At 65.6% G+C, this 24,384-nt stretch carries 22 protein-coding genes; 8 read left to right on the forward strand and 14 right to left on the reverse strand.

The genetic code is table 11. The features are described from left to right. Window positions 1-114 precede the first annotated feature (114 nt). Window positions 115-1,167 (forward strand): RNA-guided endonuclease InsQ/TnpB family protein, encoded by a 1,053-nt coding sequence (locus LMA02_RS18790; protein WP_228909291.1) that lies wholly within the window; start codon window positions 115-117, stop codon window positions 1,165-1,167. 33 nt (window positions 1,168-1,200) lie between these two features. Here LMA02_RS18790 and LMA02_RS18795 read toward each other — a convergent pair whose 3' ends face one another. The 4 genes from LMA02_RS18795 to LMA02_RS18810 all read right to left on the reverse strand — a co-directional run bounded on the left by LMA02_RS18795 (window position 1,201) and on the right by LMA02_RS18810 (window position 5,404). Next, the gene (locus LMA02_RS18795) at window positions 1,201-2,775 is read right to left on the reverse strand and encodes a DHA2 family efflux MFS transporter permease subunit (RefSeq protein WP_228909293.1); all 1,575 of its coding nucleotides are present in this window, start codon (window positions 2,773-2,775) and stop codon (window positions 1,201-1,203) included. A 13-nt stretch (window positions 2,776-2,788) separates the two neighbouring features. Beyond that, entirely contained in the window at window positions 2,789-3,880 is a 1,092-nt protein-coding gene (locus LMA02_RS18800; RefSeq protein ID WP_228909294.1) for an HlyD family secretion protein, read from the reverse strand. A gap of 64 nt (window positions 3,881-3,944) precedes the next feature. After that, the gene (locus tag LMA02_RS18805) at window positions 3,945-4,376 is read right to left on the reverse strand and encodes a MarR family winged helix-turn-helix transcriptional regulator (protein ID WP_166722165.1); all 432 of its coding nucleotides are present in this window, start codon (window positions 4,374-4,376) and stop codon (window positions 3,945-3,947) included. 107 nt (window positions 4,377-4,483) lie between these two features. Beyond that, on the reverse strand, window positions 4,484-5,404 hold the full coding sequence (locus tag LMA02_RS18810) for a LysR family transcriptional regulator (RefSeq protein ID WP_228909296.1): 921 nt from the start codon (window positions 5,402-5,404) through the stop codon (window positions 4,484-4,486). Between the two features lie 108 nt (window positions 5,405-5,512). On the opposite strand from LMA02_RS18810, the gene LMA02_RS18815 reads away from it, so the two are divergent. From LMA02_RS18815 to LMA02_RS18825, 3 genes are all read left to right on the forward strand, one after another. Further along, window positions 5,513-5,941, forward strand: coding sequence for a MarR family winged helix-turn-helix transcriptional regulator (locus LMA02_RS18815; protein WP_228909298.1), 429 nt, complete (start codon window positions 5,513-5,515; stop codon window positions 5,939-5,941). Window positions 5,942-6,008: 67 nt separating this feature from the next. Further along, the gene (locus LMA02_RS18820; protein ID WP_228909299.1) at window positions 6,009-7,256 is read left to right on the forward strand and encodes an aconitase X; all 1,248 of its coding nucleotides are present in this window, start codon (window positions 6,009-6,011) and stop codon (window positions 7,254-7,256) included. Further along, entirely contained in the window at window positions 7,249-7,698 is a 450-nt protein-coding gene (locus LMA02_RS18825) for an aconitase X swivel domain-containing protein (protein WP_228909301.1), read from the forward strand. The genes LMA02_RS18820 and LMA02_RS18825 overlap by 8 nt, the downstream gene beginning before the upstream one ends. Window positions 7,699-7,707: 9 nt before the next feature. On the opposite strand, the gene LMA02_RS18830 is transcribed toward LMA02_RS18825, so the two are convergent. After that, complete coding sequence (locus LMA02_RS18830; RefSeq protein WP_228909305.1) at window positions 7,708-8,790, reverse strand: AraC family transcriptional regulator; 1,083 nt, start codon at window positions 8,788-8,790, stop codon at window positions 7,708-7,710. Between the two features lie 75 nt (window positions 8,791-8,865). On the opposite strand from LMA02_RS18830, the gene LMA02_RS18835 reads away from it, so the two are divergent. Further along, entirely contained in the window at window positions 8,866-10,899 is a 2,034-nt protein-coding gene (locus LMA02_RS18835; protein WP_228909307.1) for an NADPH-dependent 2,4-dienoyl-CoA reductase, read from the forward strand. Between the two features lie 229 nt (window positions 10,900-11,128). On the opposite strand, the gene LMA02_RS18840 is transcribed toward LMA02_RS18835, so the two are convergent. Beyond that, window positions 11,129-11,533: a DUF2471 family protein gene (locus LMA02_RS18840; RefSeq protein ID WP_006750278.1), complete on the reverse strand. Its 405-nt coding sequence runs from the start codon at window positions 11,531-11,533 to the stop codon at window positions 11,129-11,131. A 173-nt stretch (window positions 11,534-11,706) separates the two neighbouring features. Continuing rightward, window positions 11,707-12,600 carry a LysR family transcriptional regulator gene (locus tag LMA02_RS18845; protein ID WP_228909309.1) on the reverse strand — a complete coding sequence of 298 codons (894 nt, stop codon included), beginning with the start codon at window positions 12,598-12,600 and terminating at the stop codon, window positions 11,707-11,709. 86 nt (window positions 12,601-12,686) lie between these two features. Here LMA02_RS18845 and LMA02_RS18850 point away from each other — a divergent pair, with 86 nt between their 5' ends. Beyond that, window positions 12,687-13,472: an NAD(P)H-dependent oxidoreductase gene (locus LMA02_RS18850; RefSeq protein ID WP_228909311.1), complete on the forward strand. Its 786-nt coding sequence runs from the start codon at window positions 12,687-12,689 to the stop codon at window positions 13,470-13,472. Window positions 13,473-13,482: 10 nt separating this feature from the next. Here the strand turns inward: LMA02_RS18850 and tssE are convergent, their stop codons facing one another. The 7 genes from tssE to tssK form a co-directional block, all read right to left on the reverse strand. Then, a complete protein-coding gene (gene tssE / locus LMA02_RS18855; protein WP_228909313.1) occupies window positions 13,483-13,905 on the reverse strand; it encodes a type VI secretion system baseplate subunit TssE in 423 nt (140 codons plus the stop codon). A gap of 25 nt (window positions 13,906-13,930) precedes the next feature. Continuing rightward, on the reverse strand, window positions 13,931-14,305 hold the full coding sequence (locus tag LMA02_RS18860) for a hypothetical protein (protein WP_228909314.1): 375 nt from the start codon (window positions 14,303-14,305) through the stop codon (window positions 13,931-13,933). A 62-nt stretch (window positions 14,306-14,367) separates the two neighbouring features. Then, entirely contained in the window at window positions 14,368-17,043 is a 2,676-nt protein-coding gene (tssH, locus tag LMA02_RS18865; RefSeq protein ID WP_228909315.1) for a type VI secretion system ATPase TssH, read from the reverse strand. A gap of 94 nt (window positions 17,044-17,137) precedes the next feature. Continuing rightward, the gene (locus tag LMA02_RS18870; RefSeq protein WP_006750272.1) at window positions 17,138-17,623 is read right to left on the reverse strand and encodes an Hcp family type VI secretion system effector; all 486 of its coding nucleotides are present in this window, start codon (window positions 17,621-17,623) and stop codon (window positions 17,138-17,140) included. A gap of 94 nt (window positions 17,624-17,717) precedes the next feature. Beyond that, on the reverse strand, window positions 17,718-19,481 hold the full coding sequence (locus LMA02_RS18875; protein WP_228909316.1) for an OmpA family protein: 1,764 nt from the start codon (window positions 19,479-19,481) through the stop codon (window positions 17,718-17,720). Between the two features lie 11 nt (window positions 19,482-19,492). Further along, window positions 19,493-20,248 (reverse strand): DotU family type IV/VI secretion system protein, encoded by a 756-nt coding sequence (locus tag LMA02_RS18880; protein WP_416378712.1) that lies wholly within the window; start codon window positions 20,246-20,248, stop codon window positions 19,493-19,495. Next, on the reverse strand, window positions 20,248-21,597 hold the full coding sequence (gene tssK, locus LMA02_RS18885; RefSeq protein ID WP_228909321.1) for a type VI secretion system baseplate subunit TssK: 1,350 nt from the start codon (window positions 21,595-21,597) through the stop codon (window positions 20,248-20,250). Before tssK ends, LMA02_RS18880 begins: the two co-directional genes overlap by 1 nt. 579 nt (window positions 21,598-22,176) lie before the next feature. Here tssK and tssB point away from each other — a divergent pair. Together tssB and tssC are read left to right on the forward strand one after the other, a co-directional pair. Beyond that, the gene (gene tssB / locus LMA02_RS18890; RefSeq protein ID WP_006750268.1) at window positions 22,177-22,689 is read left to right on the forward strand and encodes a type VI secretion system contractile sheath small subunit; all 513 of its coding nucleotides are present in this window, start codon (window positions 22,177-22,179) and stop codon (window positions 22,687-22,689) included. A gap of 73 nt (window positions 22,690-22,762) precedes the next feature. After that, on the forward strand, window positions 22,763-24,313 hold the full coding sequence (gene tssC, locus LMA02_RS18895; RefSeq protein ID WP_006750267.1) for a type VI secretion system contractile sheath large subunit: 1,551 nt from the start codon (window positions 22,763-22,765) through the stop codon (window positions 24,311-24,313). Window positions 24,314-24,384: the final 71 nt, after the last annotated feature.

Below are 24,384 nucleotides of genomic sequence, written 5' to 3' on the forward strand. Positions count from 1 at the left end.
TTTGCTCCGAGAAACCCCGTCATTTCCCCCAAGGGGACTTCCTTCGGGGCGGATGGCGGGAAGGAAAGGCGTGCTGTTGACAGGCAGCTTCTTCCACGGGTTAGGATCACCGGCATGATTCTTGTCTACCGCTACCGCGTGAAGTCGCTCAACGGACTGCTCAACAAGCAGAGCCGTGCGGTGAACTACGTCTGGAACTTCTGCAATGACACGCAGAAGCACGCGCTCAAGTGGAGCAAGAAGTGGCCGACGGGATTCGATCTGAACGTGCTGACGACGGGGAGCAGCAAGGCGCTCGGCATTCACTCCGGCACGGTCAATGCAACGTGCGAGCAATACGCGAAGTCGCGCAGTCAGCGCCGTCGACCCTACCTGCGCTATCGCGGCAGGAAATCGCTGGGCTGGGTGCCGCTGAAGGGCCGTGACCTGAAGCGCGAGGGTGACGCGTTCCGTTTCGCCGGCAACACGTTTCGCGTGTTCAACAGCCGACCGCTTCCCGAAGGCAAGATCAAGGACGGGACCAACTTTGCGCAGGATGCACGCGGCAACTGGTTTCTCAACATCGTGATCGAGATGCCCGATGTGCAGGCCCGCCCGGTCCGTTCCGGTGTTGGCATCGATCTCGGCCTGAAAGACTTTGCCACACTTTCGACGGGCGAGAAGCTGCCCAATGACCGATTCGGCCGACGCGCGGCGGAGAAACTGGCGAAAGCGCAACGGGCGCGAAAGCACAAGCGACATATCGCGAAGCTGCACGCCAAGGTGGCGAATGCCCGTGCCGATTTCCAGCACAAGCTCGCGCTCGATCTGGTGCGGCGTTTCGATTACATCGCGGTTGGCAACGTGTCGGCCGTCAAACTTGCCAGAACCAGGATGGCGAAAAGCGTCTACGACGCGTCCTGGTCGTCCTTCCGAAACAAGCTCCGCTACAAAGCGATCGCGCACGGAGCCACGTTCGAGGAAGTCGACGAAAGCGGTTCCACCCAGCCCTGTTCGGCGTGCGGGTCGAGAGACAGCACGACGCGGCCGAAAGGTATCGCGGGGCTGCGAGTAAGAGAGTGGGCCTGCAGTGAATGTGGTGTCGAGCATGATCGAGATACCAACGCTGCTGTGAACATTCTCCGATGCGGACGTGCATCGCCAGGTGTGGGAATCACCTGCCTTTAGGCGGGTGAGGACGTCAAGACGATGACCTCGGCTTCAGTGCGCGTCCGGCGGCGGCGCGTTCAGGGTAATGGGACGGGAAAACGCGACGGCGATCAGCGCGACGATGAAGCACAGCGACAGCGCATAGTACGCATCCGCGTAGGTGAGCGTCAGCGCTTCGCGATAGATCAGGCGGTGCAGGTTCGCGAGGCCGGCCTGGGCGGTATCCAGCGTGTTGCCGGCCACCGAGGTCCAGTACGCGGCCTGGCGATCGAGCAGCGACGCGACCTGGGGCTCGCCGGCGCTCACGTGCTCGTTCAGGCGCAGGTAGTGAAAGTTCAGCCGGTCGTTGAGGATCGTCGCGCTCACCGCGATGCCGATCGCGCCGCCCAGGTTGCGCATCAGGTTGAACAGGCCGCTCGCCGATTTCAGCCGCGACTGCGGCAGCGAACCCAGCGCCATCGTTACGATCGGCGGCACGCTGAACTGCTGGCCGATGCCGCGCAGCGCCTGCGGCAGCAGCAGTTCCCGCCAGCCCCAGTCGTGCGTGATCGGCGTGTACAGGTAGCAGCCGAGGCCGAAGCAGACGAGCCCGAACACGAGCAGCGCGCGCATGCTGAAGTAGCGCGCGGCGAACGCATACGCGCAGAGCGCGAGCAGCTGGAACGCGCCGACCGACAGCAGCGCGATGCCGATCTGCAGCGAACTGAATGCACGCACCTGCGACAGAAACAGCGGCGTGAGGAACACCGTCACGAAGATGCCGATGCCCGTCACGAACGACAGCAGGCTGCCGATCCCGAAGTTGCGCACGACGAGCGCGCGCAGGTCGACGACCGGATCGTCCGCGGTCAGCGCGTGCACGATGAACAGGAAGCCGCAGATGCCGGAGATCCACGCGCAGATCACGATCGCGTCGTCGCTGAACCAGTTCTTGCGCGGGCCTTCCTCCAGCACGTATTCGAGGCAGCCGAGGAAGCCCGACATCAGCGCGATGCCGAGATAGTCGCCGCGCTTGAGGAGGCTCGGGTCGGGTTCGTCGATATGCACGTAGCGCGGCACCAGCACGGCCACGGCGATGCCCGGCACGAGGTTCAGGTAGAACAGCCAGTGCCACGACCATTGATCGGTGATCCAGCCGCCGATCACCGGCCCGATCGCGGGCGCGAGCGACGCGAGCGCGCCGATCGTCGTCGACGCGATCAGCCGCTGCCTGCCCGGGAACAGCACGAACGCGGTCGTGAACACGGTCGGGATCATCGCGGCGCCGAGCGCGCCCTGCAGCCCGCGGAACAGGATCATCGAGTTGATGTCCCACGCGAGCCCGCACAGCATGCTCGTGATCGTGAAGCCGACCGCCGACGCGGTGAACAGCCAGCGCGTCGACATCACCTTCGACAGCCAGCCCGACATCGGGATCACGATGATCTCGGCGATCAGGTAGGCCGTCTGCACCCACGACAGCTCGTCCTGGCTGGCGGACAGGCCGCCGCCGATGTCGCGCAGCGACGACGCGACGATCTGGATGTCGAGCGTCGCCATGAAGAAGCCGACGCACATCAGCGCGAACGCGAAGACGCGCTGCTTCGTCGGTTGCGACGCGGGGTCGCCGGAAAACGCGGTGGTCATGGTCGGCTCCGGTTCAGTTCGCGTGGTCGGTGTGCACCGTCACGCCCGCGGACAGGCCGGGGCGCAGCACCTGCTCGATGCCCGGCTGCGGATCGAGATGCACGCGCACCGGCACGCGCTGGACGATCTTCGTGAAGTTGCCGGTCGCGTTCTCGGGCGGCAGCACGCTGAAGGTCGCGCCGGTCGCGGGCGCGAGGCTGTCGACGCGGCCGTGCAGGCGCGTGCTCGACGCATCGAGCGTGACGTCGACGCGATCGCCCGCGCGCATCTTGCGCAACTGGTCTTCCTTGAAGTTCGCGTCGATCCACAGCCCCGACGCGGGCACGACCGTCAGCAGCGGCACGCCGACATTCGCGAGCATCCCGACGCGGCTCGTACGGTTGCCGACGTAGCCGTCGACCGGCGCGCGGATCGTCGTGTACTCGACGTTCAGCGCCGCGACGCGTTGCGCGGCGAGCGCCGTGTTCACGCGGGCCCGCGCATCGGCGAGCTGCGCGCCGAGCACGTCGAGCTGCCGCTTCGACGCGAGCAGCGCGGCGTCGCTGCGGGCGACGGCCGCATCCGCCTTCGAATAGTCGGCATCCGCGCGCTCGACGATCTGGTTCGACACCGCATCGGATTTGACGAGCTCGCGGTAGCGCACGCGGTCGGACGACGCACGCGTGAGCTCGGCCGACGACGCATTGCGGTCCGCCGCGTGCTGGCCGATCACCGCGTATTGCAGCTGCTGCTTCGCTTCGAGTTCCGTCACCGCGGAGCGCGCGCTGTCGACTTCCGCGTCGGCCTGCGCGAGCTTCGCATCGTAGTCGCGCGCATCGAGCTGCACGAGCACGTCGCCGGCCTTCACGCGCTGGTTGTCGGTCACGAGGATCTTGTCGACGAAGCCGTTCACCTTCGGCGCGAGCACGGTGACGTCGCCGCCGACATACGCATCGTCGGTGCTTTCCTGGAAGCGCAGCACGAACAGCCAGTCGAGCGCGGCCGCGGCCACGACGACGACCACGGCGCCCACCGCGATGCGCATCCACGGCACGCGGCGCTGCTGCTTCGCGGGCGGGTCGATTGTGGCTGCTTCACGGGAAGCAGCGGCTTGGGTCGTTTCCATCGATTCACCTATGTATATGCACTTATTAAAACGATCGACGATGTCGCATCGATCGGGAAAGGGGCTAGCGCTCCGGCAGGTTGTGCGTGATCCGAAACAATTCGTCTCTGAGGCGGGCCGCCTGGGTCGACCCGAACCGCTGCTCGAATGCTTGCTGCGCGGCGAGCCAGTGCACATGCGCGTCGGCGATCCGGGCTTCGCCGTGCTCGGTCAGCGCGAACGTCTGGCGGCGGCAACGCGGCTCCATCCGGCCCGTCACGAGCGCCGCGCCGATCAGCGGCTTGAGCGCGCGCAGGAGCGCCGTGCGCTCGATCACCAGCACCGCCGACAGCGTCGCCATCGTCAGGCCCGGACGCTCCCGCAGCAGCGCGAGAATGCTGTACTGCGACGGCGTGACGCCCGCCCGCGACAGATAGCGCTCGTAGAACTGCGAGATTCGCCGCGCGGCCTGCCGGATCGCGAAGCAATCGTCATCGGTGAGGGTGGTCGTGTGCATGTGCACATATTAGGTGGCGAGGCGGCCTGAAGCGAGGGTCGGGGCGCGATCAGATTGGTGTCGTGGCTGTACCAATCGGCGGCCGGACGGCGCGTTTTTGCGCCGGATCAGGCTGCGGCAGGAACAATCCGGCCTTGGTGATCGCAATACGCGGCCGTGTAGTCGATGAACGCCTTGACCTTCGCGGGCAGCAGCGCGCGGTTCGCGTAAGCGAGCTTGATCTCCACGAACGCGTCGACCAGATCGGCGCCTTCGAGCAGTTGCACGAGCGCGCCCGACGCGAGTTCGGCCTCGACGAGCGTTCTCGGCACGACGCCGATGCCGAAGTCGTGCATCACCATTTCACGGTTGAAGACGGGGCTGTTCGACGAGATGTCGAAGCTCAACGGCACGGTCAGCGTGTCGCCGTCGACGCGGAACGACAGCGCGGGCCGGCGCAGCGACGGCGACAGCGGCACGAACGCATGATCGGCGAGCGCGGCCGGCGTCTCCGGACGCGGATGCGCGCGCAGATACGCGGGCGTCGCGACGATCACCACCGGAATGCGTTCGACCAGGCGCACCACGGTCGTTTCGCTCGTCAGCATGTACGGCACGACGATGCCGATGTCGTAGCCTTCGCCGACGAGGTCGACCGGGCGCTCGGTCAGCGTGACGTCGAGGCGCACCTTCGGATGCGCGGCCTTGAAGCCGGCGATCAGCGGCACGAGCCGGTTCAGTGCGGCCGTCGTGTGCGCGACGAGGCGCAGCAGCCCCTCGGGCTCGCGCGTGTGCGACTGCGCCTGCGCTTCCAGCGAGTCGAGTTCGTCGAGCACGGCCGCGCAGCGTTCGTAGATGCGCTCGGCGGTTTCGGTCAGTGAGACCTGGCGCGTGGTCCGGTGCAGCAGGCGGCTGCCGAAGCGCGCCTCGAGATCCGCGACCGCCCGCGACACGACCGGCCGCGCGAGGCCGTGCATGTCGGCGGCGCGCGTGAAGCTGCGCATTTCCACCACCGACCGGAAGATCCGCAGCTTGTCGATGTAGTCCATGTTCGTCTCCTCGCGGCGATGGCGGCGCGCGGTGAAAGCGGCCGGCCCGGCCATGTTACGGCGGAGTGTACATTGACTTTATGCATATGCACATATAAATTGCCAAGCATGAACGATATCGAGATCGCCCAAGCCTGCAATTGCCTCGCGCTGCGCCAGGCGGCGCGCTTCGTCACGCAACTCTACGAGCGGCATCTGGCCCCGGTCGGGGTCACGCCCGCGCAGTTCTCGATCATGGCGAACCTGTCGCGCCGGCCCGGCCTGGTGATGAGCGAGCTTGCCGATACGCTGGTAATGGACCGCACCACGCTGTTGCGCGCGCTCAAACCGCTGCAGCGCGACGGATTCGTCGCCGCGGCCGCGTCCGAGCATGACGCACGCGCGCACGCGCTCAGCCTGACGAAGCTCGGCGAGCGCACCTACGCGCAGGCGAAAGCCGCGTGGCAGGCCGCGCAGGACGAGTTCGAGACGCAGTTCGGCCGCGACCGGGCGAAGGCGCTGCGCGACGAGCTGTTCAGCGTGACGGCGCAGCGATAACCGCAACGCGCGGTAGTATGACAAAAGCGATCCGGACCCGCCGGACGAGACACGAGGAGCACCCCCCATGCTGCAGTTGAGCGAGCGCGACGACGCGATGTTGCGCGGCGCATTCGGCGACGGCGTCGCACGCGCGATGCGGATCGTCACGCGCACGGCCGAGGTCATGTCGGCGCCGCACCTGATCGACATCACGTCCGCGCATATCGACGGCTGCCTTTACCACGGCCAGACGAGCCTCGACTTCGTCGAGTATTTCGTCGACACCGGCGCGCAAGTCGCGGTGCCGACCACGCTGAACGTCGGGTCGCTCGACCTGATCCATCCCGAGCTGTATCACGGCGATCGCACGATCGAGCGCGACGCCCGCAGGCTGATGGATGCGCATCTGCAGCTCGGCTGCGAATCGAGCTTCACATGCGCGCCGTATCAGCTGAAGCATCGTCCGCGCCTGGGCGAGCAGATCGCGTGGGCCGAATCCAATGCGATCGTGTTCGCGAATTCGGTGCTCGGTGCGCGTACCAGCCGCTATGGCGACTTTCTCGATCTGGCCGCGGCGATTACGGGGCGTGCGCCGTATGCGGGCCTGCACGTCGAATCGAATCGCGCGGCGCGGATCGTATTCAACGCGCCGGACTTCCGCAACCGGCCGTCGCGCGACATCTATTTCGCGGCGCTCGGGTTGCTGATCGGCAGGATCGCGGGCGCGATCGTGCCTGCGATCGTCGGGCTGCCCGCGGACACCACGGAAGACGAACTCAAGGCGCTTGGCGCGGCCGCCGCATCGAGCGGGGCCGTCGCGCTGTTCCATGCGGTGGGCGTCACCCCGGAGGCGCCGACGCTCGACGCCGCGTTGCACGGGCAAGCGGCGCAGCGAACGGTCGATGTCGCGATGGCCGATCTCGACGAGATCCGCCGCACGCTGAATCATGGCGCGGCCGGCGATGCGCTCGTCGCGGTCGCGCTCGGCACGCCGCATTTTTCGCTGGCCGAATTCCGCACGCTCGACGCGCTGCTCGATCAGTTCGACGGCAAGCCGAAGTGCGATTTCTACGTGAACACGAGCCGCTTCATCCTGTGGGAGCTGGACGAGCTCGGGCTCGCCGGCAAATTCGACGCGCGCGGCGTCCAGATCGTCGTCGACACCTGCACGTACATCACGCCGGTAATGAAACAGCTGTCGGGCCTGGTGATGACCAACTCGGGGAAGTGGGCGTCGTATGCGCCCGCGAACATCGGCGTCACGGTCGCGTACGGCAGCATGCGCGAGTGCGTGCGCTCCGCGTTCGAAGGAAAGGTGCGATTCGATGACTGAAGCAACGATGGGGCAACTGACGGGCGACACGCTCGTGCCGGGCAGCGCATGCGCGAACACGATCGTGCTCGACAAGCCGCTCAGCTTCTGGGGCGGCTACGATTCGGGCGCGGGACGGATCGTCGATCGCGGGCATCCGCAGGCCGGCGCGAGCCTGGCCGGCCGGATCATGGTGATGCCGCACGCGAAGGGTTCGAGTTCGAGCAGCAGCGTGCTCGCGGAAGCGGTGCGCAACGGCACGGGGCCGGTCGGGATCGTGCTGAAGGAGCGCGACCTGATCATCTCGATCGGCGCGATCGTGGCGGCGGAGCTGTATGCGATCGCGGTGCCGGTGGTTTGCGTGACGGACGACGTGTATGACGCGATTGTCGCGGCGACCGGCGAGGTGCGGATCGAGGCACTCGAAGGCGATGGCGGCGCGCGGATTGACGTCGGCAGCTGACCTTCCCGCTTATTCGCGTGCCGGATCGCCGGCCGCCTCCCGATAGGCACTTGGCGTCTGCCCGGCCCACCGTCGAAATGCGCGCGTGAAATTCGCCGGGTCGGTGAATTGCAGCCGCTCGGCGATCGTCTTCAGGTCGAGGTCCGAGGCAGCGAGCAACTGCTTTGCATCGCGAAACCGCGCTTCGTCGAGCAGTTGCCGGTAGCTCGACCCGGCTTCCTCGAGCCGGCGCCGCAACGTGCGGGTCGACACGAGCAGCGCGTCGGCGAGCGCCTCCGGGCTCGAATAGTCGCCGGCCGTGCGCGCCAGTTCCGCGCGCACGCGCTCGACCAGATCGCCTTCCTCCTGGCGTACCTGCGCATACTCGCGTTCGACCTGCACGAGCGCCTGCCGATGTGCGACTTCGTCGGCGAGCGGCAGCGGCCAGTCGAGCACGTCGCGCGCGATCCACAGCGCATTCGCCGCGCAGCCGAATTCGACCGGCGGCAACTGGTCGCGATAACGCGCGAAATAGCCGGGCTCCGGCCACGCGAAGCGCAACGCGATCGGCGGCGACGCGCGCCCGGACCACTGCGAGATATTTTGCGCGAGCCCGGTCAGCACGAACTCGAACATCACGTGATGCTGCAGCACGGGGCTCGCCTGCACGCCGTGCAGTTCGAGTGTCGCGCCGTGTTCGTCCTCCGCGTAGGTCAGACGATATTGGCGATTGCGCATCCGGAAGTAGCGCTGCGTGACGACCAGCGCGTCGCGAATGTCCCGCGCGGTCAGCGTCGCATAGCCGAGGAAGCCGTGCACGGTCGGCTTCAGCAGCAGCCCGAATGCGAGCCCGATGCCCGGATCGCCGCCGATCTCGATCGCGTTGAGCACGAGCCGGCCCCATTGCGACGGCGCGACGCGTGCGTCCGGTTCGGCCAACACCGCGTCGCGCAGCCCGGTGCCTGCGCGCACCGCGGCCAGATCGACGCCGCGCGCGGCCAGCGCCTGCAGCAGCAGGCGCGTATAGGCGACCGGAATCGTCGGCCGGCGGAGCCCGAGGTGATCCTTGCGTGACGGGGAGGTCATGTCGATTTGGCCGGAAATGACAAGCATTATGGCTGTTTGCCCCCTCACGTTCAAGGCGGCGCGCGCCTACGATGACACCCATCGCTTACCGGCAGACTCATCATGACGACCCCCTTTCCCCACCTGCTCGCACCGCTCGACCTCGGCTTCACCACGCTGAAGAATCGCGTGCTGATGGGCTCGATGCACACGGGCCTCGAGGACAGCCGCAAGACGCTGCCGCGGCTCGCCGACTATTTCGCCGAACGTGCGCGCGGCGGCGTCGGCCTGATCGTGACCGGCGGCTTCGCGCCGAACGTGGCCGGCTGGACCAAGCCGTTCGGCGGCACGCTGATGACGTCCGCCGGCGCGCGGCGCCATCGCGTGATCACCGACGCCGTGCATGCGGACGACGGCAAGATCGCGCTGCAGATCCTGCATACCGGCCGCTACGGCTACCACCCGTTCGCGGTCGCGCCGTCGAAGATCAAGTCGCCGATCTCGCCGTTCGCGCCGCATGAGCTCAGCGCGCGCGGCGTCGAGCGGCAGATCCGTGCGTTCGTCCGCTGCGCGCAACTCGCGCGCGAGGCCGGCTACGACGGCGTCGAGATCATGGGCTCCGAGGGCTACCTGATCAACCAGTTCATCTCGATGCATACGAACAAGCGCAGCGACCAGTGGGGCGGCTCGTATGAAAACCGCATCCGCCTGCCGATCGAGATCATCGAGCGCACGCGCGAAGCGGTCGGGCGCGACTTCATCCTGATCTACCGGCTGTCGATGCTCGACCTGATTCCGGACGGCAGCGACTGGCGCGAGACCGTGCAGCTTGCGAAGGCCGTCGAGCGCGCGGGTGCGACCATCATCAACACGGGGATCGGCTGGCACGAGGCGCGCGTGCCGACCATCGCGACGTCGGTGCCGCGCGGCGCGTTCGCGTGGGTGACCCAGAAGATGAAGGGCGAGGTCGGCATCCCGCTCGTGACAACCAACCGGATCAACCGGCCCGAAGTGGCCGAGCAGATTCTCGCGGACGGCTGCGCGGACATGGTGTCGATGGCGCGTCCGCTGCTCGCGGATGCCGAGTTCGTCGTCAAGGCCGCGCAGGGCCGCGCCGACGAGATCAACACCTGCATCGGCTGCAACCAGGCGTGTCTCGACCACGCATTCAAGAACAAGATCGCGTCATGCCTGCTGAACCCGCGTGCCTGCCACGAGACGGAACTGGTCTACACGCGAGTGCAGCAGCCGAAGCGCATCGCGGTCGTCGGGGCGGGGCCGGCCGGGCTCGCGTGCTCGACCGTGCTCGCGCAGCGCGGCCACCACGTCGACCTGTTCGACGCGGCCGCGGAGATCGGCGGCCAGTTCAACATGGCGAAGCGGATCCCGGGCAAGGAAGAGTTCGATGAAGCGCTGCGTTACTTCGGCCGCCAGGTCGAGCTGACCGGGGTGAACCTGCACCTGAACCGCCGCGTCGACGCGAGCGACCTGATCGCGGGCGGCTATGACGAGATCGTGCTCGCCACCGGCGTGGCGCCGCGCGACCCGAAGATTCCCGGGCAGGACGGGCCGAACGTGCTCAGCTATATCGACGTGCTCGCCGGCAGGCAGCCGGTCGGCCGGCGTGTCGCGGTGGTCGGCGCGGGCGGCATCGGCTTCGATGTCGCCGAGTATCTGGTGCAGGACGGCGAATCGCCGACGCTCGATCTGGAAGAGTGGAAAGCGGAGTGGGGCGTGACCGATCCGGCCGCGACGCGCGGCGGCGTGACGCGCGCGCAGGTCGGGGCGCCCGCGCGCGAAGTGACGCTGCTGCAACGCAAGGCCGCGCCGCTCGGCAAGGGGCTCGGCAAGACGACCGGCTGGATTCACCGCGCGACGCTGAAGATGAAGCAGGTGAAGATGATCGGCGGCGTGAACTACGAATTGATCGATGCGCGCGGGTTGCACGTGTCGTACGGCGAACAGCGCACCGATCACGAACTGATCGAAGCCGACACGATCGTGCTGTGCGCGGGGCAGGAACCGCAGCGCGCGCTGCTGGTGCCGCTGCAGGCAGCCGGACGGTCGGTGCATCTGATCGGCGGCGCGGAGCTGCCGGCCGAACTCGATGCGAAGCGTGCGATCGATCAGGGTTCGCGTCTCGCCGCGCGGCTGTAACGGGCAATCGTTCCGGGTTTCGGGACGGCGCGCGTCGCGCGGCGGTGCCTTGCCTGCGCGACGGCGCGCGGTTTTCCGCCCGATGATTCGTCAGGCCGGGGCACGCCGACGGCGCGGAATCGATGTGCCGCGCGCCATGCGACGCGACGATTCCGGCACGCTGCCATCTGCCATCTGCCATCTGCCATCTGCCACCGGCCACCGGCCACCGGCCACCGGCCTGCGTGCGTCAGGCCGCTTCGGCCCGTTCCTCCTCTTCCGCTTCCAGCATCGCCTTGACGATCAGGTAGACGGCCGGCAGGTCGTCGTCGTCGCGACGCCAGTCGACCGGCTCCTCGACGTCCGCCGCGACCAGCCGGCTGTCGCGCAGGCGGATGAACGCGTCGACGACGGTCGGATCGTTGCGGCTCAGGAAACCGGCGTTCGAGAACGCGAGTTCCTCGACGTTCAGCAGCGCCTGCCAGCTCATCGTGCGGACGGCGGCCGGATGCGTGCGGCGTCGCAGGCCGAGCGCGCGCTGCGCAGGGCCGCCGACGACACGCTGCAGATCGACGACCGCGCGCTGCGCGGCACGCTCGAAGTGGCCGGGGTTGAAGCCGGGTTGCTCGGGATCGAATGCGGATGACTGGAACATGGTCGCCTCACAAAAGTCCGTCCGTCATGGGTGACGGAATTCGGGTCAAATGGTGCAAAAGCACTGTAAATATATACAGTGTTCGGGGCGGTTTCAAGTCCTGAATGAATACGCGTGTGCCGCGGCCCGTTTCGGACGATGGAAAGTGCGGTTGCGCTCGTGCCGCGAGCGATTCATAGCGACGCGGCGATCGTCTCGCGCAACCATCGATGCGCGGGATCGCGATGCACGCGTTCGTGCCACAGCATCGACATCTCGTAGCCGGGGACTTCGACCGGCGCTTCCACGACGCGTAACGCGGGCGTGTTGCGGACCAGCCGCTCCGGCAGCATGGCGACGAGATCGGTGCTGGCGACGGCCGACATCACGAACAGGAAATGCGGAACCGACAGCACGACACGCCGCGCCGCGCCCGCTTTCGCGAGGGCTTCGTCCGTCACGCCGAAAAAGCCGCCTCCGTCGGGCGACACGATCACGTGTTCCAGCGCGCCGAACTGCGCGAGCGTCGGGCGCCGCTTCAGCTTTGGATGACCGGCGCGGCCGACGAGCACGTATCGCTCGACGAACAGCGGCAGGCGCCGCATGCCTTCCGGCGACGCTTCGGTCATATGGAAGGCCAGGTCGATGCCGTTTCGCTCCGCGTCCTGCTCGATGCGCGGCGGCACGAGTTCGACGACGGCGAGCCGCGCAGCGGGGGCGGCCGAGCGCAACGTGTTCAGCGCGGGCAGGACGATCGTCGATTCGCCATAGTCGGTCGCGGCCACGCGCCACGTGTTCGTCGCGGTCGCCGGATCGAACGGCGTGGCCGTCAGCACCGCCCGCTCGAGCGCGTCGAGCGCGTCCCGCAGCGGCTCGCGCAGCGTTTCGGCGCGGGCGGTCGGCCGCATCCCGCGCGGCCCCGGCAGCAGCAGCGGATCGCCGAACAGGTCGCGCAGTTTCTGCAACTGCACGCTGACCGACGGCTGCGACATGTTCAGTTTTTCGGCCGCCCGCGTGACGTTGTGCTCGGCGAGCAGCACGTCGAGCGTGACCAGCAGGTTCAGGTCCAGTCGTCTGAGATTGTTCATGGCTATACCTGGAATATCGGGAATTCATTTCCAATATACCGTTGGCGCCGGCATCCTGCAGTCATTCAATCAACGGAGCAGTGAACATGAATGTGCTGATCGTCTATGCCCATCCCGAACCGCGCTCGCTCAACGGCGCGTTGCGGGACTTCGCGGTCGAGCATCTCGAAGCGGCCGGCCATACCGTGCAGGTGACCGATCTGTACGCGATGAACTGGAAGGCCGCGTTCGACGCGCATGACGTGACCGACCGTGCGCCCGACGCGCGCTTCGATCCCGCGCTCGATTCGAAGCGTGCGTTCGAGACGGGCACGCAGCGCGACGACATCGCGCGCGAACAGGACAAGCTGAAGTGGGCCGACGCGGTGATCCTGCAGTTTCCGCTGTGGTGGTTCTCGATGCCGGCGATCATGAAGGGCTGGGTCGAGCGTGTGTATGCGTACGGCTTCGCGTACGGCGTCGGCGAGCATTCCGACCAGCATTGGGGCGACCGTTACGGCGAGGGCTCGCTGGCGGGCAAGCGTGCGATGGTGATCGTCACGACGGGCGGCTGGGAGTCGCACTACAGCGCACGCGGCATCAACGGGCCGATCGACGACGTGCTGTTTCCGATCCAGCACGGAATTTTGTATTACCCGGGGTTCGACGTGCTGCCGCCGTTCGTGATCTATCGGACGGGACGGATGAACGACGTGCGCTTCGACGAAACGCGCGCGGCGCTCGGCAAGCGTCTCGACGAACTGTGGACCGCACGGCCGATTCCGTTCCGGCGGCAGAATGCAGGGGACTACGAAATTCCGGCGCTGACGCTGAAGGCCGGGATCGCGCCGGAGAAGGTGGGGTTTGCCGCGCACCTCGCGCACGAGCAGTGAGGGTGTGCGATCACGGCCGGTCGATGCGCCGTTCGATGCGCAGGCGGCCCGGCGGTTCGAAGTAGGTGCCGAAGCGTACGAGTCCCGTGTTCTTCAGGTGGCAGGTCATTTCGAAGCTGACCAGGATGCCGGGATCGCGGTTGTCGACGATCCCGACGTGGATCGAACGGATGCGCGGCTCGTACTTCAATAGCGTGGCTTCCATCTGCTGCTTGAGCAGATGCGCCGACGCGGGCAATGCCTTGTAGATGTTCGTGAGGTCGGGCAACCCGTAGTCGGGCAGGTGCTTGAGCGCACCGGCCCGCGTATTGAGAATGCGGCGCACGTTCTGCTGCACGCTCAGGCATTCGAGTGTCCGGTCGTCGTAGGCGCCGATCGGCTCGCCGCCGATCTGGCCGAGCAGCATGTCGTAGAGGGAGGGGCCGGCGGTCATCGTGTCGCTATCTCTTCCGTTATGGTCAGTTCTCTTTACTGGCTTTAGACATGCTTTTTACGACAAGGATGCGGAGTAGTCGAAAGAAGGACAGCAGCAACGCGACCGATGCGGCAAACAGGAAAATCCAGAGTGCAACCCATGCCGCCAACTGAGTAGATTCCGAAATGCCTCCAATCGGGCCGCCGCTGGCGCCGGCCGCCATAATTAACCAGAGGATAAGAAGCGGAATCGGAGCCGTAATGAAATAGACCAGGGCTAAGCGGAACAGTCGACCGAGCGACACGAAAGTCCAGATATCTTGAGAATTCCAGCGCCTGCGAACGACTTTGCAGGGAAGGTTTATTAGTCTGAATGCATTGTATAGCCACACCAAAACTAAAATAAGAAGAAATTCCATGGATATTTCCGTTGAACGCGAACCGGAATAATCGTGCTCTCTTATCGTTGAGACGTCAGAGATCATCGCGTGGTTGAATCATCGAAGCTAATTGTCAGAGTGCCGGCCATACCGGCTGTCAAAGAAATCGTCGATGTCGTGACACCCGTTGCCATCCGGGCAAGCAGCTCACGGGATACGACGGGCAGCACGCGCTGGTTCAGGAACGCATCGACGCCGCGTGCGCCGGATTCCCGCGACACGCAGTGCTGCGCGATCGATTCGATCAGATCGTCGTCGCACGTTAGCGTGACGGCGTGTTGCCGATGCAGGCGTTCGGCAATCTTGTCCAGTTTGATCCGCACGATCGATGCAAGCGCCGCGGCATCGAGCGGCCGATAGACGAGCGTCTCGAAGCGTGCGAGCAGCGCCGGCTGAAAATGCGCGACCAGCTGCGGATGAATGGCTTCGCGCAGGGCGACCTGCGTGATCGACGCGTTTTCGGCCGTCGCGTCGTCGATCTGCGCACTGCCGAGATTGGACGTCATCACGATCACGCAGTTGCGGAAATCAATCTCGCGCCCTTCGCCATCGCGCATCGTGCCGCGGTCGAACACCTGATAGAAAATATCGAGCACGTCGCGATGCGCCTTCTCCACTTCGTCCAGCAGCACGACGCTGTACGGACGCTGGCGCACGGCTTCGGTCAGCACGCCGCCGCGGCCGTAACCGACATAGCCGGGCGGCGAACCCTTGAGCTGCGATACCGTGTGCGCTTCCTGGTACTCCGACAGATTGATCGTCGTCAGCGCCGCAGTGCCGCCGAACAGCACGTCGGCGAGCGCGAGCGCCGTCTCGGTCTTGCCGACACCGGACGGCCCGGCGAGCAGGAATACGCCGAGCGGCGCGTGCTCGCTTTTCAGGCCGGCTTTGGCGGTGCGCAGGCTCTCCGCCAATGCGCCGATCGCATCGTTCTGCCCGATCACGCGTGTCGCGAGCGTCGACTCGAGCGCGAGCAGGCTCCGCAGTTCGTCCTCGACGAGATTGCCGACCGGTACGCCGGTCCATTCGGCGACCACGCGCGCGATCGATTGCGCATCGACGTCGGGGGAGATCATCGGCGACTTTCCTTGAGCGTTCGCCAGTGCATCGATCGCATTGATCACGTCAGCCGGATCAGGCGCGGGGTCGGCCGCACCACGAAGCGTGCGCACTGCATCGACGAGTTCGCGCTCCCGTGCGTACTGACCGAGCAGCGTGTCGGCGGTGTCGCGCATCGCGTCGTGCTCCGTATCGATCGCGGCACGGCGTTCCGCGATGTCGGTGATGCCGGCGCGGGCGTCCGCATCGAGCGCCGCGCGTTCCAGCTCGAGCGCCGCCAGCGCCGCATGCGCCTGTTGCAGTTCCGCCGGCGGTACGTCGAGTGCCATCCGCACGCGCGCGGCTGCCGTATCGATCAGATCCACGGCCTTGTCCGGCAACTGTCGCGCCGGAATGTAGCGGCGCGACAGGCGGACGGCCGCGACGATCGCCTCGTCGCGGATGTGAACCTCGTGATGGGCTGCATAGCGGCCGGCGAGCCCGCGCAGCATCAGGCAGGCTGCTTCATCGTCCGGCTCGTCGACCTTGACGACCTGGAAGCGCCGTTCGAGTGCCGCATCGCGTTCGAAGTATTGCTTGTATTCGGCCCACGTGGTGGCCGCGATCGTGCGCAACTCGCCGCGTGCGAGCGCCGGCTTGAGCAGGTTGGCGGCATCGGCGCCGCCTGCCGCGTTACCGGCACCGATCAACGTGTGCGCCTCGTCGATGAACAACAGGATCGGTGTCGTCGAAGCTCGCACCTCGTCGATCACGTTCTTCAGCCGTTGCTCGAATTCGCCCTTTACACCGGCGCCGGCCTGCAGCAAGCCGAGATCGAGCGTCAGGATGCGGGTGCCGCGGATCGTTTCCGGAACGCCGCCGTCGATCACGCGCAACGCGAGCCCCTCGACAAGCGCGGTCTTGCCGACGCCCGGTTCGCCGACCAGGATCGGATTGTTCTTGCGGCGGCGCGCGAGCACGTCGATCATCTGCCGGATTTCGCGGTCGCGTCCGAAGACGGGGTCGATCTCGCCGCGACGCGCCTTTTCGGTCAGGTCGAGTGTGTAGCGCGCGAGTGCGTCGTGCTCGATCGCGCGCGTGGGGGTAGGGTGTGCCGCGGCGGCCGACGTCGGTGTTCCAGTTGCGCGCAGATCGCCGGCCGAGTCGGCTTCGGGTACCGATATGGGTTCGTCAACTGCGTTTTCGCACGAGCGCCGCCCGAGCCGGGGCAGCACGCGACGAATCTGCGCGCTGGAGACGGACAGCAGCGGCCACGCACGCTGGGTGCGCAGGACATGAGGGGCGTCGACGATCGCTTGCAGCAGGTGCCCGGAACGAATCAAGTTGTCGGGATCGTCGGCCATCGCATGCGCCCACGCATCCTCCAGCACCGTGGCGAGTTGTCGCGACAGTGCCGGCATGCCGCGCAACGTGCGTGGCATGCGCTCGATCACGTCGATCATCGCATCCCAGACGGCGTCGATGTCGAGGTCGTAGTGGCGCAGCAGCGCGGGAATGTCGCCGTCGTCGGCTTCGATCAGCTTCAGCACCCAGTGCTCGACCGCGATTTCGTCCGCGAGCCGGGTCTGGCAAAGATTCGCCGCGGCTTCGAGTGCGCGCGTGCAGTGGGGATTGAGGCGGCGAATGAGATGGGAAGCGTCCCGGAGCGGCGGCGTCATGTCGGTATCGGATCAGGAAAGGAAGGGGGCGGGCGCCCGGAGGAGCGGAATCCCGCCGCGCAAGCGCGACGGATTCCGCCAGCCGGTCAATCCATCAGGAACGTTCGTTCCAGGTGTCCTTGTGGATGATGTTGCCGTCCTTGTACGACCACGTGATCGTCTCGTAACGCAGTTCCACGTCTTCGAGATGGTTGTGCTTCTCGTAGTCGGGGTTCTTGATGTCGAGCATCTTCGGCTTCACCGCGACGATCTTCACGTTGTCGAGCTTGGTGTTGAAGTATTCCTTTTCCTTGCCCGCGTCGTCGATCCGATACCACTTGATCTCGACCGACTTCAGCGTCTGGCCGCTCGTCACGGCCTTGTACAGGTACGGCGTCGACGCGTCGGTCTCCTTCGTCAGCGTGATCGGCTTGTGCACGCGCGTGCCGGTCAGCTTGCCCGTATTGCCGTCGGTCGGAATGTGCACGCCATGATCGAACGCAACCAGTTCGACGCTACCCTCGCGATCCTGCACGGTTACCGAACCCTTGATGTCCGCGCCACCGTCGTCCTTGAGCCACATGTAGGCCGGAATTGCCATTTGTTCACTCCTTCTTCTTCGTACTGCGAATCGCCGGAACCGGATTCCGGCGCTGATAACCCCGGGGCGACTGCCCCGGGAACCCAAACGCGTGTTACTTCGCGGCGCCGGTCGGGACGACAGGCACCGGTGTATCGGGCACGAGCGTGATCTCGACCCGACGATTCTTCGCCCGCCCTTCCGGCGTGGCGTTGTCGGCAACCGGCCGCGTATCGCCGTAGCCCTGGATCGCGAACCGTGTCGGCGGGATGCCGGACGCTTCGACGAGCCAGTCGCGCACGGCCGACGCGCGATCGATCGATAGTTTCAGATTGCGATCGGGCCGACCCTGATCGTCCGCGTAGCCCGCAACGAGCACGCGTTTGCCCGGATGGGCCTTGATCAGTTCGAGCGCATCGACCATCGCGCGCGTGGTGCCCGTTCGGAGCCTTGCCTTGCCGCTGTCGAACAGCGACATGCTGTCCAGTGTGACGACGGCGGGCGGCGGCGGGGGCGGTTCGTACGACGCGATTGCGTCGTTGAGGATGGGCAGCAGCGGTGCGCCGCGATAGGTGCCGAACGACAGCCGGAGCGGCACGCCGACCCGTGCGTATCGGTCGAGCTGATCGCGGTCCGACGCAAGGATGCGGAGGGCGTCGCGTTTGGCCGCGTCGTGCGTGGCGGGGATACGGTTGTAGTGTTGGAGGTGCTCGCCGATGCGGGTCATCAACGCATCGTTGTTCTTTGCGGCTCCGCAGATGGCGGCGATTGCGGCGCAGGCGACGATCGCGATGACGTGCGCGGCGGCGGTGATGCGCGGCGACCGCCACGATCGGCGCGGCATCGCATCGATCAGCGGTTGCGGCAATGGCCATGGCGTCGACGACGCAGGCAGTGCGGCCGGGGCGATACCTGTCAGGCTGCGGACTTCACGTTCCCACGGTTGGCCGGGGCCGCTCGCCGGGCCGTGGTCGATCCAGCCGGCGCCGAACAACGGCCAGGGCGATGCGGGCTGGCGTCGATCCGTCAGCGTGTCGAACACGACGCGTCGAGTCCATCCGATCATCGATGCGACGCCGGCGGCGCGTGCCGCGACCGCCGGGCTCCCGTCGGCATGGAGGGCATCCGACTCGGCTGCGTCGATCGCGGTATCGAAGCGATGCATGTCGACGATGGCCGATCCGGTCGACATGCCATACCACCGGACCGCCGATTCGACGGCCGGCGGCGTCGCCGCGGCGTTTGCGTTCGAGAGCCGCTGATAGATGGCGACATAGCCCGGCAGCGCCGCGCCGAGCATGCGGGACGCATCAGCAACGGCCTGCCGGATCACGCGCAGCGACTGCGATAGCGTGTCGTCGTTCGCATGAAGGCCCGGCGCGACCGCCAGCACGACACAATCCGGCGCGTGACCGTCCCGCCACTGGCGGACCGCGACGGCAAGCCGGGGAAGATCCTGAGGGCGGTTGGCTCGCAACCAGATCGCGCCGTCGCCGACATGCACGAAACGCGACATGGCCGTATCGCGATCGAACAACGCGGACAGATCGTCGCCGGTGACGAGAGCGAGCGGCATTTTCGTGCGCAGCGTGACGGGCAGGTCGGCGGTCGCCGCGCCCAGTTGTGCAATCACATGAACGTTTCGTTCCCGGGCGCGCGTCAATCCGCGCGAATGCAGCCAGACGATCAGCGCGGAAAGCGTGACGACGATCGCCATCCATCCCCACATGACGCCGCGCTCGACGGGTACAACCCATCCGACGACGGCCAGTGCCAGTGCCGCGGACAGCGTCACGACCGTGCGGAGCGGATAGCCCAGGCCCGACAACGCCGCGCGTGCCGCATTGGAATCGGCGCGGGTTGCCGCCGTTGGGAGCATGGTGCCCGAACTCACGGCCGTTTCGCTTGCTGGACGAGTTGGGCCAGTTCGGCATCGAGGATACGATCCCACGCGAACCAGACGAGTATCGCGATGACGCATGCCGTGCCCGAGATAACCCATGGCGACACATGCCTGAGCCGGTCCAGCAGTCGCGTGTTGGAGCGATCGGTGACGAACCCCGGGCGGACCGCCGGCCGCAATTGATCGATCTGCGCCACCAGCGCGGCGATCAGTGCCTGACGTTTCGCCTCACCATCATGGGCGCCCGCGGACGGCCCCGAGCGAGCGGCATACCGGCCACGGAATCCCAGGCCGAGAACGGCCGCGTAGCATTCGAGCAGGTCGACGTTCGGCGCGGGTTCGCGCATCCGGTAGTCGAGCCGCTCGTAGATGCGCGTGCCTGCATCGTGCGTGCCGAATCGCTCGACCTGCAGCGGCGTGGATTCCCAGTTCGCCTTGTCGGAAGCCGGCAGGTGCCGCAGTGCGGCTTCGTCGATCAGCCCGCACTGGGCGACGATGGCGTCGTCCCGTACGTCCACGGCAATGCCTTGCGCATCGAGCGCGGTCGCGAACTGTGCGACCAGCAGGCGGCACTGCTCACGCAGGCTTGCGGCATTGTCGACCTCGCCGCCGTTCGACAGGTGAGTGACGAGCAACGCGGTATCGCGCAGCAGCGCGCGCATCGAAGATCGCTGTGCATGACCGGATGAGGGATCGTGCGCAAGCAGCGCGGTTTCGTGACGCATGGAGGCGACGGCATTCATCAGCGCAGCACCGCATAAAGTTCGAGCGACGCGTCGGGAATCGACGCGGGCAGATAGATCTGGCAGGCGCGCGCGGCGAGCATCCGTGCATGCGCGGCGTCGTGCGCATCAAGCGCGAAATAGTGGTTGTCCAGCCGGACCGGTATGGCGCCGGGTACCCGCTGCACGGCTTTGAGCGGAATTCCCGCCACGGCGGAATTGACGATGTGCTCGACGTCGTCCGGTGCGCCGATCTTGCAGAGGCGCGGAAACTGTTCGACCAGCTCGAACGCCGGCAACGCGGCATTGACGGACAGATACCAGTCCGCGGCATCTTCGACGATGCGCTCGTCGCGGAACTGGCCGACCCAGGTCGTCGGCGTCGTATGCGAGAGCCCGATCGAGACGACGCGTGACGGGATGATCGCGTCGAGCAGATCGCGGATCAGCGATTCGAGCGCTGCGAACACGTCATGGGCGCTCGCGTGGTCGTAGGGCGGAATGTCGGTCAGCGACACGCGAGTCGAGAACGTGATCAGCGAGCCGGCCAACTGGGCGAGCACCTGGTACAGGCGATCGGTCGGCTGCCCCGGATGCGACGCGAGGAAGCGCAGTTGCGGCCACGCCTGATGAATGCAATGCAGGAGCCAGAAGAGCTGGACATCGGCGACGCCGTACTCGGCCACCTGCTCGATGCGCTCGCTGCGGCGCGCACCGAGGAGCGCGCTTTTGGCGGCGAGGATGTCGGCGATCCGTCGAATGCGCTCGATATGCAGCGTGTGACCGGATAGCGCCAGACAGGGCGGGACGTATCGGCGATCGACCTGGAACTGCCCGCTCGTCGTGCGCGTCAGGCGTGCGATCGCGCATGCCGTGTCGTCGGCGTGCGATTCGAAGCCGAACAGCAACCGGACGGCGTGACGCTCGGCGGCAATTTCGGTCTCGGCCGAGCCGTTCAGGTCCGTCACCTTGACGAACTCGCGATACGCGCGGCGCGGGCGGGCCAGCGCCGTTTCGTCGAAGCGACAGTTGCTGCCGTTCGCGTCGGGTAGCGCGAGCGCGGCGAGTACGTCGACGGTCTGGGCATCGGCGGGAATTTCGCCGACGAGGTCGCGCGCCGGCGGCAACGCGTCGGCGATGGCCGTGTCGATCGGCGTGCCGTCGGGGAAACGCAGTTGCAGCCGCGCGAGCTTCAGGCGGCCGGAGGGCAGTGCCTCCTCGTCGATGTCGACGTTCAGCGTTCCCCATGGCGATACGGCGACGGCCGACGCCAGTTGTTGCAGCGCGAACGCGTTCCAGCGCTCATGCTGCTGGAAATGCTGCTGCGTAAGAATCAGCCCTTCATGCCAGAGCGGTTTGTCGATCCGCATGGTGTGGTCAATACCGATGTAGGAATTATGAGGCGCTGATTCTATACATCGTTTTCTGATTTCGTATACCCCGGTTTATTCGAATTTGTTGGGAAGTGTCTCTAATAAATTGAGATAAGTGGGGTGTTTATTTTGAGATTTATTGGGTGTGGGGTGTTTCTTCGGTGCCAGCGGTGTCGAGTGGGGTTTTTATTGAGATTTTGTGCCCCGTGTTTTTTTGTGGAAATCTCATGAAAATCAATTGGTTGTGAGATTTTTGTGAATTTGTTTGATAGTGATTTATGGCTGGGCGTGTGGAATTCGGACGGCGTGTCCGGAATGCGTCAGAGAATCGGACTAGTCTTATTTGAAAAAACCTTGTGTCGTTAATTTTCAATTTTCCGTGTTTCTGGTTTACTCGCTGACAAAGAGCGTGATATTTTCTGCCGCCTGAGTCGGATATCGGGCCGCGAATATCCGGATGGGCCGTTCGTCGATGCACGTTGCGGGGTTGGCATGGGCGGTACGGACGGCGATGCACCCATGACTTGCGGGTGCGTGTCGCGGAGTCTTCAAGCTTCCTGAGATAAGGAGAACGAATTGGATAGCTTTCAGCGAGAGATCCCGAAGAGCCGGGTGTCGATCACGCTTGACCTGCATACGGGTGGAGCGCAGAAGAAGGTCGAGTTGCCCCTGAAGCTGCTGGTCGCCGGCGACTTCAGTGCCGGCCGTGAGCAGGCGCCGCTCGCCGAGCGCAAGAAGGTGAACATCGACAAGAACAACTTCGATGCCGTGCTGGCCGACTATGCGCCGGATCTCAGGATCGCCGCGGACAACACGCTGGCCGGCGACGGTTCGGAGCTGCCCGTCAACCTGTCGTTCCGCTCGATCAAGGATTTTGCGCCCGAGCAGGTCGCGCGCCAGATTCCCGAGTTGCAGGCGCTCCTCGCGATGCGCAATCTGCTGCGCGACCTGAAATCGAACCTGCTCGACAACGGCACGTTCCGTCGCGAGTTCGAGAAGGTGCTGAAGGACGATCGCCTGTCCGCGAAGCTGCGAGGTGAACTCGCGCAGATCGCGACCGCCGCGACGCAGCCGGAAGGGCATGCGTGAAACGCGCTGGGCAAAACGCGCGTTCAGCGCATTCCGCAACATCGTAGCGATTCGATCGCAGACAGGACACGCCATGAAATCCACTGAAACGCAGCACGCCGGCGCGAGCGAGACCGTCGTGCTGGACGCCCCGCACGGGGATATCGACAGCGTCTATGCGTCGCTGTGCAGCAAGATCAACCTGAAGCCCGTCAGCGAAGCGCGCCCGCTCGAGGCGTTCCGCGACAACGACATGCTGTCCGAGGCGTCGGCCGACGAGCGCATCGCGCGCGGGATGGGCGCATTCCTCGAACTCGTTGCGAACGCGAGCCAGCCGGTGGACCGCCTCGACAAGTCGCTGCTCGATTTCCATATCGGCCAGATCGACCGGCAGATCAGCCGCCAGCTCGACGCCGTGATGCATACGCAGGAATTCCAGGCGCTCGAGGCACGCTGGCGCGGCCTGAAGATGCTCGTGAGTCGTACTGATTTCCGCAAGAACGCACGCATCGAAGTGCTCGACGTGTCGAAGGACGCGCTGCAGCGCGACTTCGAGGATACGCCGGAACTGATCCAGAGCGGCCTGTACCGCCTGACGTACATCGAGGAATACGACACGCCGGGCGGTCAGCCGATCAGCGCGATGATCAGCGACTTCGAGTTCGCGAATTCGCCGATGGACGTCGCACTGCTGCGCAACATCTCGAAGGTCGCGGCCGCCGCGCACATGCCGTTCATCGGCTCGGTCGGGCCGGCGTTTTTCGGCAAGCAGTCGATGGAGGAAGTCGCCGCGATCCAGGATATCGGCAACTATTTCGATCGCGCCGAGTACATCAAGTGGAAGAGCTTCCGCGATACCGACGATGCGCGTTACGTCGGCCTGACGATGCCGCGTGTGCTCGGCCGTTTGCCGTACGGCAAGGATACGGCGCCGGTGCGGGCGTTCAACTACGAGGAGGCCGTCAAGGGCCCCGACCACGACAAGTACCTGTGGATGAATGCGTCGTTCGCGTTCGCGGCGAACATGGTGCGCAGCTTCGTGAGCAACGGCTGGTGCGTGCAGATCCGCGGTCCGCAGGCGGGCGGCAAGGTCGAGGATCTGCCGGTTCACCTGTACGACCTCGGCACCGGCCACCAGCCGAAGATCCCGACCGAGGTGCTGATCCCCGAAACGCGTGAATTCGAGTTCGCGAATCTCGGCTTCATCCCGCTGTCGTTCTACAAGAACCACGACTTCGCGTGCTTCTTCTCCGCGAACTCGGCGCAGAAGCCGGCGCTGTACGAGACCAGGGAGGCGACCGCGAACAGCCGCATCAACGCACGGCTGCCGTACATCTTCCTGCTGTCGCGCATCGCGCATTACCTGAAGCTGATCCAGCGGGAGAACATCGGCACGACCAAGGATCGTCGTCTGCTCGAGCTCGAGTTGAACAACTGGATCAAGGGGCTCGTGACCGAGATGAAGGATCCGGGTGACGAGCTGCAGGCGTCGCATCCGCTGCGCGAGGCGAAGGTCACGGTCGAGGACATCGAGGACAACCCGGGCTTCTTCCGGATCAAGCTGTTCATCGTCCCGCACTTCCAGGTCGAAGGGATGGATATCGGGCTGTCGCTCGTGTCGCAGATGCCTAAGTCCAAGAACTGATCTGACGCTGTTCTGCGAGCCGCCGGGGTGGTGAGGTTTGCCCCGGTGGTGCCGCGTGTTTGCACAACCGA

The organism is Burkholderia sp. B21-005 (assembly GCF_020843965.1).
Classification (GTDB): Bacteria; Pseudomonadota; Gammaproteobacteria; order Burkholderiales; family Burkholderiaceae; genus Burkholderia; species Burkholderia ambifaria.